10 protein-coding genes are annotated in these 12,128 nt (G+C 40.9%); 8 read left to right on the top strand and 2 right to left on the bottom strand.

Annotation, left to right across the window (positions count from 1 at the left end; all coding sequences use genetic code 11):
* Positions 1 to 67 precede the first annotated feature (67 nt).
* The 5 genes from deoC to dhaM all read left to right on the top strand — a co-directional run bounded on the left by deoC (position 68) and on the right by dhaM (position 4,141).
* Entirely contained in the window at positions 68 to 730 is a 663-nt protein-coding gene (deoC, locus tag MUA51_RS10120) for a deoxyribose-phosphate aldolase (RefSeq protein ID WP_262559725.1), read from the top strand.
* 30 nt (positions 731 to 760) lie between these two features.
* Positions 761 to 1,939, top strand: coding sequence for a phosphopentomutase (deoB, locus tag MUA51_RS10115; protein WP_262559723.1), 1,179 nt, complete (start codon positions 761 to 763; stop codon positions 1,937 to 1,939).
* Positions 1,940 to 2,226: 287 nt separating this feature from the next.
* The gene (dhaK, locus tag MUA51_RS10110; RefSeq protein ID WP_262559722.1) at positions 2,227 to 3,192 is read left to right on the top strand and encodes a dihydroxyacetone kinase subunit DhaK; all 966 of its coding nucleotides are present in this window, start codon (positions 2,227 to 2,229) and stop codon (positions 3,190 to 3,192) included.
* A gap of 12 nt (positions 3,193 to 3,204) precedes the next feature.
* Positions 3,205 to 3,780 (top strand): dihydroxyacetone kinase subunit DhaL, encoded by a 576-nt coding sequence (gene dhaL / locus MUA51_RS10105; protein ID WP_262559721.1) that lies wholly within the window; start codon positions 3,205 to 3,207, stop codon positions 3,778 to 3,780.
* A gap of 1 nt (position 3,781) precedes the next feature.
* The gene (dhaM, locus tag MUA51_RS10100) at positions 3,782 to 4,141 is read left to right on the top strand and encodes a dihydroxyacetone kinase phosphoryl donor subunit DhaM (RefSeq protein WP_262559720.1); all 360 of its coding nucleotides are present in this window, start codon (positions 3,782 to 3,784) and stop codon (positions 4,139 to 4,141) included.
* Positions 4,142 to 4,202: 61 nt separating this feature from the next.
* Here dhaM and MUA51_RS10095 read toward each other — a convergent pair whose 3' ends face one another.
* Positions 4,203 to 4,553, bottom strand: a complete 351-nt coding sequence (locus tag MUA51_RS10095) for a zinc ribbon domain-containing protein YjdM (protein WP_262559719.1) — start codon at positions 4,551 to 4,553, stop codon at positions 4,203 to 4,205.
* A gap of 86 nt (positions 4,554 to 4,639) precedes the next feature.
* On the opposite strand from MUA51_RS10095, the gene MUA51_RS10090 reads away from it, so the two are divergent.
* Positions 4,640 to 5,707, top strand: coding sequence for an alpha/beta fold hydrolase (locus MUA51_RS10090; RefSeq protein ID WP_262559718.1), 1,068 nt, complete (start codon positions 4,640 to 4,642; stop codon positions 5,705 to 5,707).
* 29 nt (positions 5,708 to 5,736) lie between these two features.
* Positions 5,737 to 6,456 (top strand): MerR family transcriptional regulator, encoded by a 720-nt coding sequence (locus MUA51_RS10085; RefSeq protein ID WP_262559717.1) that lies wholly within the window; start codon positions 5,737 to 5,739, stop codon positions 6,454 to 6,456.
* Positions 6,457 to 6,670: 214 nt separating this feature from the next.
* Here the strand turns inward: MUA51_RS10085 and MUA51_RS10080 are convergent, their stop codons facing one another.
* A complete protein-coding gene (locus tag MUA51_RS10080) occupies positions 6,671 to 8,716 on the bottom strand; it encodes a glucosaminidase domain-containing protein (protein ID WP_262559716.1) in 2,046 nt (681 codons plus the stop codon).
* Positions 8,717 to 8,907: 191 nt separating this feature from the next.
* Between MUA51_RS10080 and MUA51_RS10075 the strand changes: the two genes are divergently transcribed.
* Positions 8,908 to 12,036, top strand: coding sequence for a YhgE/Pip domain-containing protein (locus MUA51_RS10075; protein WP_262559715.1), 3,129 nt, complete (start codon positions 8,908 to 8,910; stop codon positions 12,034 to 12,036).
* Positions 12,037 to 12,128: the final 92 nt, after the last annotated feature.

The raw sequence follows: 12,128 nt of genomic DNA, 5'->3' as shown, positions 1-12,128 counted from the left end.
CAATCGGCTTTTGCCATACACAATGTTATAATTAAAATATCAAATAGAGAAATAGGAGCAGGATAACATGAACTACGAAAAATATATTGACCACACATTATTAAAACCAGAATCAACACGTCAACAAATTGATAAAATTATTGAAGAAGCGAAGGAATATCACTTCAAATCAGTATGTGTCAACCCAACACATGTGGCATATGCGGCAGACAAATTAGCAGATTCAGATGTACTTGTTTGTACAGTCATCGGGTTCCCATTGGGTGCTTCAACATCTGAAGTGAAAGCATGTGAAACGAAAGATGCTATTTCAAAAGGTGCAGATGAAATCGACATGGTGATCAATATCGGCGCATTGAAAGATGGACGTTACGATGATGTACAAGCAGATATCGCCGCAGTGGTAGAAGCATCTGGCGATAAAACAGTGAAAGTGATTATCGAAACAGTGTTATTAACAGACGAAGAAAAAGTGAAAGCATGTGAATTATCTAAAGCAGCAGGCGCAGACTTCGTGAAGACATCAACAGGTTTCGCAGGCGGTGGTGCAACACCGGAAGATGTGAAGTTGATGAAAGACACAGTCGGTGATGCCCTTGAAGTGAAAGCCTCAGGTGGTGTGCGTAACTTGGCAGACTTCCAAGCGATGTTAGAAGCAGGAGCAACACGTGTAGGCGCAAGTGCAGGCGTACAAATTATGCAAGGATTAGAAGCAGACACGGATTACTAAGAGAGACAAATCATACGAGGAGTGATTGTGATGACAGCACCATTTCAACGTGTTCATTTGATCGTGATGGACTCAGTCGGCATCGGGGAAGCGCCTGATGCGAAGGCATTCAACGATGAAGGATCACATACGTTAAAACATACATTAGAAGGCTTCGACCAAAAGCTACCGAACTTGGAACGTCTTGGACTCGGTAATATCGATGACTTACCCGTCATCGGTCGTGTAGACGAGACAGCGGCGTACTATACGAAGATGAGTGAAGCATCTGTTGGGAAAGATACGATGACAGGTCACTGGGAAATCATGGGCTTAAACATTAACGAACCATTCAAAGTGTACCCGGACGGCTTCCCAGACGAACTCGTTACGGAAATTGAACGTCTCACTGGACGTAAAGTCGTGGCGAACCGTCCAGCGTCAGGCACACAAATCATTGACGAGTGGGGTGCCCACCAGATGGAGACAGGCGACTTGATCGTCTACACATCTGCGGATCCCGTGCTACAAATCGCGGCACACGAAGAGATCATCCCGCTCGAAGAACTGTATGATATCTGCGAGAAAGTCCGCGAGTTAACGAAAGATCCGAAGTACTTGATTGGACGTATTATTGCCCGTCCGTATGTCGGTGAACCGGGCAACTTCACACGTACGAGTAACCGTCACGACTATGCGTTGAAACCGTTCGGTCGTACGGTGATGAATACATTGAAGGATACCGATCATGATGTCATTGCGATTGGTAAGATCAATGACATCTATGACGGTGAAGGTGTGACGGAAGCGATTCGTACGAAGAGTAACATGGACGGTATGGATCAGCTGATGAACGTTGTGAAGAAGGATTTCAAAGGCTTGAGTTTCTTGAACTTGGTAGACTTTGATGCGCTCTACGGTCACCGTAGAGACAAGCCAGGCTATGCGCAAGCGTTGAAGGATTTCGACGAACGTTTGCCTGAACTGATGGACAACATGCGTGAAGACGACTTGTTGATCATTACCGCTGACCATGGTAATGACCCGACAGCAGAAGGTACAGACCATACACGTGAATATATTCCGGTATTGTTTTACAGTCCAAAGTTTAAAGGCGGCGCAGCGCTTGAAGGCGACACAACATTCAGTTCAATCGGCGCAACAATTGCTGATAACTTCGGTGTTGAATTACCAGAATTTGGACGCAGTTATTTAGCTGAATTGAAATAATCCTATTAGAAGGGGCTGGGACATAGTACTCAGCTCCTATTTTTTAATGTAGTAATAAGTGTAATGGCAGTAGGTGTCTGAATTGAAAATGCGTTTATACAAACTTTTTCACTTCTAGTCACATTTGCCGGGGTAGGACGACGAAATCTTTTATAGCAAAAAAGATTCCTGTCCTACTCCCTTTTTTTGAATTGCTGAAGCATTAAAAATACAACGCCTTGTGAAATATTATTCAAATTTGATTGAAAGCGTTATACTAAAAATGATAAAGAGAAAGGGTGATGTATATGAAAAAGTTAATTCAAGATAAAACATATTTTTTGAAGGACATGCTTGAGGGTATGAAATTGACGAACCCTGATGTAGATGTGATTGAGGACACAGTTGTCGTTCGTGCTGAGAAAAAACAAAAAGGTGTGGCACTTGTATCGGGTGGTGGCAGCGGTCATGAACCTGCGCATGCGGGATATGTCGCACAAGGGATGCTAGATGCGGCAGTATGTGGTGAAGTATTCACATCACCAACGCCTGACAAAGTCTTAGCAGCGATCAAGGCGGTTGATAATGGTGATGGTGTGTTATTAATTGTGAAGAACTACGCCGGAGATGTAATGAACTTTGAAATGGCACAAGAGATGGCACAAATGGAAGATATCGCTGTGGAAATGGTTGTTGTAGCGGATGATATTGCGATTGAAGACATTGATAAACGCCGTGGTGTGGCAGGTACGGTACTCGTACATAAATACGCAGGATACCTATCTGAACAAGGCGTATCATTAACTGATTTGAAAGAAAAAGTAGAAACATTATTAACTGGTATTCGCTCTATTGGTATGGCATTGACACCACCGCTTGTACCAACAACAGGTAAATATGGCTTTGATATCGAAGCTGATGAGATGGAAATTGGTATCGGTATTCATGGTGAGCGTGGTATTACGCGTACGACAGTTGAAAGTGCAGAAGACATTGCAAAACGTTTAGTGACACGTTTGGTTGCTGAAGTTGAAGCAACAGAAGTGATTGTTATGCTGAATGGTATGGGCGGTACACCGCTATCTGAATTACAAATTATGGCGAAGTATGTATCAGAACAATTGACGGCACAAGGTAAGAAAGTGACGCATTGGTTGGTTGGTGACTATATGACAGCGTTGGATATGCAAGGCTTCTCAATTACGCTTGCACCACATGATGACAGCTTGCTAACAGCACTTAAAGCAGCGACAGACAGTCGTTATTTCAACTAAGGAGAGATGATGATGAATACAGCAACATTAAAAGAACGATTATTGGCATTAAGAGAAACATTTAAAACGGAAGAAGAAACATTGACGGACTTGGATCGTGCTATTGGTGACGGAGACCACGGTGTCAATATGTTGCGTGGTTTTGAAGCATTGCCAGATAAGTTGGACGATAGTTCAATGGCGAACTTATTAAAATCTACTGGTATGACACTGATGTCGAATGTTGGTGGTGCATCAGGACCGTTGTATGGATTTAGTTTTGTGAAGATGTCTCAAGTGGCAGAAGAAGAGATTGATCGTGAACAGTTAGGTGTATTAATTAATGCGTTTGCTGAAGCAGTAGCGCAACGTGGAAAAGTGATACGTGGCGAAAAGACGATGTTTGATGTGATAGACCGCGCACGTGAAGCTGTTCAAAATGGTGACACTGTGACATTAGAAACGCTACAAGGTTATGCGGAAGATACGAAAGCATTAGAAGCAACAAAAGGACGTGCCGCATACTTTAAGTCCGATTCTATTGGTCATATGGATCCAGGTGCCCAAAGTAGTGTCTACATCTTAAATGCATTGATTGGAGATGAATAAGATGACACAAATTGTACTCGTGAGTCATAGTGAAAAAATCGCACAAGGTACAAAAGATCTCCTTGAACAGATGGCACCGGGTGTATCAGTCGTTGCCATAGGTGGACATGACGGTGGTATTGGGACTTCATTTGATACAATCTTTACGACTATTGAAAGCTTAGAAGACGATGCTGTTTGCTTCTTTGATATCGGTTCATCTGAAATGAACTTGGATATGGCGCTTGAGATGTATGCAGGCAGTCACCGTGTTGAAAAGATAACGGCACCAATTGTCGAAGGTAGTTTTATCGCAGCAGTATCGATTTCAACAGGAAATGATATGGATGCAGTGATTCAAGCAGTGAATACAGAATTTTAAAAGCACACAAAAAGCCATTGGGACAGTCAGTATGGACTGACTACCAATGGCTTTTCGCATATTAGTTTATTTTTTTCACAACTTCTGATTTTAGACCAATTTGACCAAAACCAGGAATTTTACAATCGATGTCATGACCATCTTCTGGGTCGACGAGTTTGATGTTTTTCACTTTTGTACCTTGCTTAATTGCATTTGAACTTCCTTTGACTTTCAAGTCACGAATAACTGTAACAGTATCGCCGTCTTGTAGGATATTACCATTCGCATCACGTACAATCGCAGCTTCTTCTGCTTCAGCAACAGATTCAGCTGTCCATTCGTGTGCACACATTGGACATACGTATAAAGCACCATCTTCGTATGTATATTCAGAGCCACAACTTGGGCAATTTGGTAAAGCTGTCGTCATAATTTACTGAGACCTACTTTCATCATTTGATATTACTAATCTAGCATAATCATAGTGAAAGCACTAGTGTTGTTTAAGTGAAATGTTTGTATAGTATCATCTTGAGACAATCAGATGCGTCACATCAACATTTTCCATTCCGATTAGGTCGTCATTTGCCTTATAATAGAAGTGAATGGGGTGATGATATGAAGCGATATTCTGAGCAGGATGGCAAGCGTATCTTAAAACAGTATTTGACAATTAATGGTGTGAAACAAGGGATTATTATCGAAACACGTGATTTTGCGAATCCAATTCTATTTGTCATACACGGTGGGCCGGGTTTTCCGCTGTATCCGTTCTTTCGTGCACATCATATTGATTTGACACACTGGTTTACGGTTGTTTTTTGGGATCAACGAGGTACTGGGATGTCTTATACGAAACAACCAGTCAAAATGGAAGAAGTCATTCAAGATGCAGAATGGTTGATTCAATATTTATGTTATCACTACCACAAGGAACAAGTGTTTTTAATGTGCCACTCTTTTGGAACGATTATCGGGGCGATGTTGGCACATAGACGTCCATCTTGGATTACGGCTTATATCGGTGTTGGCCAACTTGGAGACGTGTATCGTAACGAGCGTGTGATTTTAGAAAGACTGCGTCGGTACGCACAGCTTGAAGAGGATACACGTGCCATTCAAGCACTTCAAAAGGTCAATCTTAGTCGTTACTTTAACAAAGATAAATATTATGACAAAATTCGGATGCGTTATACAGAACGGTATAAGAGTGGCTTTTCACGAAAAGGTTATTCAGCATTAAAGATGTTCCGTGCGATGATGTCGACACCTTATTACACATTGCAAGAACGTATGAACATTGTCAGAGGCAGTTTATCATCGTTTGAACAATTGACGACAGAGATGGTCGAGACGAATTTAATAACAATTGCCCGGGAAATAAAAATCCCATTTTATTTAATACAAGGGGAGCACGATTTACAAACAACCGACGTAGATAGTCGCGCGCTTTTTGACAATATCGGATCACAAGATAAACGCTATTACTATTTTGAAGAGAGCGCGCATGCACCATTTATTGATGAACGTGAGAAATTTTTAAAAATCATACGTGAAATTCTTGACCTTCACGCGACGTCATAGACTATAACGAAGGTAGGAGGTGAAGATCCATGGCGAATTATTCAATCGGTGAATTGGCACGCATGTTTGATATTTCAACACGGACTTTACATTATTATGATGAAAAAGGTGTCCTATCGCCCGCATCTGTTAACAAAAACGATTACCGTGTTTATACAGATACAGAAGTTGAAAAGTTAAAGCTCATACAAATTATGAAAGCCCTTGGCATGCAGTTGAAAGAGATTAAAACATTATTTGCATCAGAAGGAACACTTGATACAGTTCGTTTAATTTTGGATCAAAAAAATAAAATGTTAGAAGAAAATATCCAGAAACAAAAAATGCAACAAAAACAGATTCGAGCGATGCAAAACATGATTCATGAAACGTCTCAATCACCGGTCAATCATTTACAAGAGATGGATCAAATGCTTATGAAAAACAAAAATCTCAAACCATTAAGAATGAAAATGATCGCATTCGGAAGTGTGGGTACATTATGCTTGTGGTCAGGCATATGGACAGGTATTAAAACCAACCACTTGTTATATCCTGCCTTAGGAATAGGTGTGAGTATCGGTATTGCTGGTTATTTAACACATACCTATTATCATCAAGTTCAATATATGTGTCCGACATGCCAACATGTTTTTAGTCCTAGTATGAAAAATTTTATATTTGCTTCACATACACCATCGACCCGTTACTTAACGTGCCCATCGTGTCAGTCTAAAGGATACTGTGTCGAAGTGTATCAGCCACATTGAGCAAACCATATGCCAAACAAGGTGTTGTCATTGAAAGTTTTGTGAGAAACAAGCTTTCAATACGTGGCTAGCGATTGAGAAGAATCAGAGCAGCGAGTAGTAGGTGATGAATATGCGCCTACAAGTGTAGCAGAAGAAAATGATGTTTTTTACATCGATGAAGGGTTGGAAGTAATGACTTCCAACCCTTTATTATGCAATAGAGATATGATTTTTAGCGTACGATGTAGTCTAAAGATTGTGCACTTGTTGCATCAATTGTGCGGTATGAAATCACACCAAGCCCTTTTACGTTAGATTCTGAAATGACAATTGAACCATCATCATGTACTTGTTCTACAAAAGCAACGTGTCCGTAATAATTGTTTGCGCCTAGCTGACCAGGACGGAAAACAACAGTACTCTGTTTTGTTGGTTGTTTTGTCACTTTGTATCCTTTTGTATGTGCAGCGTTTGTCCATTCCCCAGCGTTCCCCATGTTCCCCGCAATTGGTTTGCCGAATTGTGCCATGCGATGGTAAACGTACCATGTACATTGTCCTTGTGGGTATGGAGAGTGACCTGATGTGTGGAAAGTTTTGAAACCACTGCCACTAACATCTTTGCCAGTTGATACAATATTAGATTCTAACAGTCTCGGCATTTTTTTCTGATCAAAGCGTGTTAAGTCGTAAGTTTGAATCAGTTGTTTTAGCTTTGTATCATAGTTTGGATCTGTTGCATAAGTTCCGACAAGTTCTGTCACGGCTGTACGATAGCTACTGCTTTCACTTTTCCAGACACCTTTATATATCGTTGGGTTTCCATCGATGCCACCTTTTATCAAATGCGCATAGTCTTCAAGAGAAGCTTTTTTATTCGGATATTTACGAAAGTCTGCTTGAATTTGATACATGTTGCGCCCATTTGACTCCAGTGTGTTAAAACCTGCTTTTTGTCCGTGATAAGTGCCTTTAATCCCAAACAAATTATGATTCGGTGACTGTGCTAAGGCGCTACGCCCAGAATCTGATTCTAAGATAGCTTGTGCAATCATAATAGAAGCATACAAATCTTGTTCTTGACCGATGCGATGTGCATCTTCAGCAATATCATTAATAAATTCACGTGTCGACTGATTCGGTGCTACACGAATATCCGAAATTGCGCCTGTATCCGCTCCATGTTTCGCCGGTGCATACTCTTGGAACCAAGTTGTTTGTCTTGCTGGTGAATGCTTCGGTAAATCATCGAATGTTTGAGCAGGTGCTTGTTGACGTGAACCAGTGTAAGCATCTTTCGACGGAATTTGTGGATTTTGCACATTCTGTTTCTCACTTTGTGTCTTTTGCTGTTTTGCCTGCGTTTTCTCAGCTTTGTCACTATATTGATCTAACAAAGCTTCGATTATGACATCGTCCTTCTTAGACGTCTCGCCTTCCTGAGTTACAGTATTCGTATCATCAGTCGGCGCGTCTGTTATATCATTCTCATCGTCAGATTCGGCACCTTCGTTTGTTATGTCATCCGAATCATCTGATTGCGTGTTGTCATCAGTTGTTTCTTCCCCTTCATCATCAGCAGGCGTTTCGAGTGTTTCATCAATGTCATCTTGCGTTGTGTCTGTCTCATCATCGACGGAGTTTGTTTCAGTCGGTTCATCTTGCGTTGTGTTTGTCTCATCGTCGACGGGGTCTGTTTCAGTCGGTTCATCTTCTGTTTGTATGTCGTCTGTCATGTCGTCGTCTTCTGAGACAATATCGTCAAATGGCGTTTCTTCATTCAATATGGCACTAAGATTATCGAAAAAGTCACGTTCATCCGTAGAAAGTCCTTCTGTCGGTGCAGGTGAAACACCTATTGATGGTGCATGTTCTGTGTCTACGTCAACATTTTGCGGTGATTCATTTTGTATATCTGGGTAATCGGTGTCATTCGCAGATGGACTTGGACGCCCTAATGCTGTTTGATAGAGCCATTGATCAAAAGCATCCATCATGAGTGACGAATCCGTCGTGTTGTCGTCTTGTGTTACAGATGATTTTTCTCGTTTATGGGTTTTAGCATCTTGATCCTCTTTTTCATGTGACGTATCGTTATTGTCGTCATCCGGTAGCATATCTAAAGGAGAGTCTGTGGTTGTGTCATCTAAACGTTGTGTCTCATCTTGTTCAAGTGCTGTTTGTGCCTTTTGCGTGACAGCTTCTGCAAGACCACTTGTTGTAGGAGTTGCAACAAGTGCTGTCGATAATAGAGCGGTGCACAATACTTTGCCTTTCATATATAACTGCCTCCTAAATTGAACTACTTCGCATCATATAAAAAATGGTCTGAGTGTACAAATGCGATGTGAAATTGTATACTATGTAAGGTTACCTAGTTAGTTGATAAGTGTCAACTAAAAATTACTATAAAAAGAGACGTATTTTTAGAATAGATGATAAGATGAATGTTGAATAGAGGTGTCAGAAGATGAAACAAGCATTCAAGTTGTTTTTAACGGACTTAAAAGGAATTGGGAAAGCACCGGGTGCATTGATATTGTTAGCAGGACTTGCTATTTTACCTTCATTTTATGCATGGTTTAACCTTGAAGCAACATGGGATCCATATTCTAACACAGGCAATATTAAGATTGCGGTCGTCAATGAAGATGAAGGGGATATGGTACGCAACGAGAAAATCAATGTAGGAAATAAAATAGAAGAGACTTTGCATAAAGATGATCATTTTGATTGGCAGTTCGTCAATCGAGAAGAAGCAGATAAAGGATTATACAAAGGGAAGTATTATGCTGCGCTGTATATTCCTAAGCAATTCTCCCATCAGATTACAGGTACATTAAGGAAAGATCCGCAACAAGCAAAGGTCACTTATAAAGTGAATCAAAAGCTGAATGCGATCGCACCTAAGATGACAGATGCAGGAACGAGTGAAATTGTTAAAAAGGCAAATGAAAGCTTTGATAAGGTCGTCACGAAAGTGTTGTTAGACGAAGCGAATCGACTAGGTATAAAACTCGAAGAACAAGTGCCAACGTATGAAAAAATTCGGGACGGTGTCGATACCGCATATCAAGCCTTACCTAAGATTGAAAAGTTCCGAAAAGCTATTATATATATTGATGAAAATCAAGGTAAGATTGATCAATATGCCGATCAGTTCCGCCATTTAGGTAGTTATAAAGATGAAGCAATGACGGCTGCGGAGAAACTCAACCAATTGAATGCGAGTATTCCTGCGATTAACGAGCGTGCCAAGTTGATATTAAAAGTCAATGAATATATGCCGGAAATCGAGCGTGTTTTACAAGTTGCAAGTGGTGTGCCAGATCATTTCCCACAGATCAATCAAGGTGTCGACACAGCGATTACCGGTACGGAAAAAGGCATGAAAACATTGGATACAGCGAGTCAATTGTTACCGACGATAGAGCAAAGAATCAATGTTTATGAAAAGGGTATTGATCAAGCAAGAGAAATTAATCGTGACTTTGCGGACAACTTGACACAACGCCAAGAACAGGGGACGCAAGGGAATATACCATCAGGAAGTGGCAACCTACAAAACTTCGGAGACAGCTTTACCGGTCATCAAGGACAAGCAAACCAGGGTGCGCCACAGAGAAATGGTTCTAATAACCAGACACCTACACAACCAGAAAGACAAACGAATCCAACAGCACCTCAACCAAATACTAATCAACAAGAAGGCAGTCAGCCATCTTCATCAGCGCCATCATCAAACGAAAATAGTTCAGGTGCTGAAGCGCAACCAGCAGAAAATAGTGAAACGAATGATACAGGTCGTGTCGAAACGGCACAACAAAGTGCCAAAGGGACACATTATCATACACTTCAGACGAGTACACAAGCAGAGCAAGATGTCACACCGTTACCTGACGGTCAAGTGATAACTGCAGATGAAGCGCAGCAAATGGGGAGTGACTATGAGCTTGCGTTGAATGGCGTCAATGACACCATTGCTTCACAACTAGAAGCGACACAACAAGATCTTGATGCGGCGAAAAATATAAGCTATGGTATTTTAGGAAGTAATCGACCTGATACATTTGAGCAACCGTTAGCACACTTGATTGCACGTATGAATCATGCGAGCAAGACGTTGCGTGATTATCGTGATTGGTTAACAGAGATTGAACAGTCGGAAGGTATTGATTTAAGCAATGAACAGGAGAAGTTGAAAAATACACAACAAGAGATTAAGGCAATGACGAAGCGTTTGAATGACTTACAAGATGCGATTACTTCTGGAAATACAGGTAAGGCAGAAGCGCAAGATGTCATTGATGCACTGGATGCATTGCGACAACGTTTGGCAGATGCAAATACGACAATTAAAAACGATATCACGCAAGCGTTGTTAGACGTATCAAAACGTGTAGACAGTTCACTTGAACAAGGTGCGGCGACGATAGATACGGTCCAAGAAAAATTACAAACAACGAAAGATATTGTGCGCAAAGGACAAGTCATCTTATCTGATGCGAATGAAAGACTGACGAAGTTGCGTGACGTATTGCCGACTGTTGAAGCAAAATACAATAAAGCGATGTCTATTGCACAGGCCTATTTCCCTGAATTTAAACAAAGTGTTGCACGTGCATCTGATTTTATAAGAAATGACTTACCAGAACTAGAAGCTAACATTGCGAAAGCAACAGATACAGTGAACACAAAGCTACCAGAAGCTTTCGAGAAATATGATACGTTGAATGCATTGTTAGATCGTAATCAACCAAAAGCAAAACGTATATTGTCTAACTTGGCAGACTTTGCACGAAATGATTTACCAGCGGTGGAACAAGATCTGATTAAGGCAGAGAAAGTTTTTAAAGAGTTGGATGAAGAAAATACACTAGAAGACTTGATCAGTTTATTACGCAACGACTTGAAGAAACAAGCGGGTGTCATTGCGCATCCAATCGAAATTGATCAGCACAATGTCTTCCCAGTCAAAGATTACGGTTCTGCGAGTACACCGTTCTACACAGCCCTTGCAATATGGGTTGGAACACTGTTACTCGTGAGTTTATTAACCGTACATAACAAGCATGAAGAACTAAAACCATATTTAACGATTCGTGAAACATATCTCGGCAAAATGGGACTCTTCCTGATGATGAATATGATTCAGGCCTTTATCGTTTCGGTAGGTGATATTGTGATACTTAAAGCATCTGTCGAATCTGTATCACTCTTCATCGCAGTGAGTGTTTATTCGGCGATGATTTTCACAACGATTGTTTATACACTTGTATCTGTATTAGGAAATCCAGGTAAAGCTTTAGCGATCGTTATTTTAGTATTACAAATTGCAGGGGGCGGTGGGACGTTCCCAATCGAAGTGACACCTGAATTTTTCCAAAAGATACATCCATTCCTCCCATTCTCTTACAGTATTGATGCACTGAGAGAAGCGGTAGGTGGACCTGTGCCAGAAATACTCATGCATAAATTGACGATGCTGACAGTCTTTGGTATTGTCTTCTTCTTAATCGGTATCATCGGCAAGCCATATTTAAATCCGGTGGTACATAAACTGGCTGAAAGAGCAGAGAAAAGTAATCTTTTTGAATAGTATTATAAAAACCCTATTGGATCGACGTTGAGCTGACCCCATATAGTGGGAACTTTATAAAAACACTTTCGTTGAATTCAGTTAAAATGAAT

This window comes from Staphylococcus sp. IVB6214 (assembly GCF_025558585.1).
In the GTDB taxonomy this organism is placed as follows: domain Bacteria; phylum Bacillota; class Bacilli; order Staphylococcales; family Staphylococcaceae; genus Staphylococcus.
This window is presented reverse-complemented; position numbering and strand designations above follow the sequence as displayed.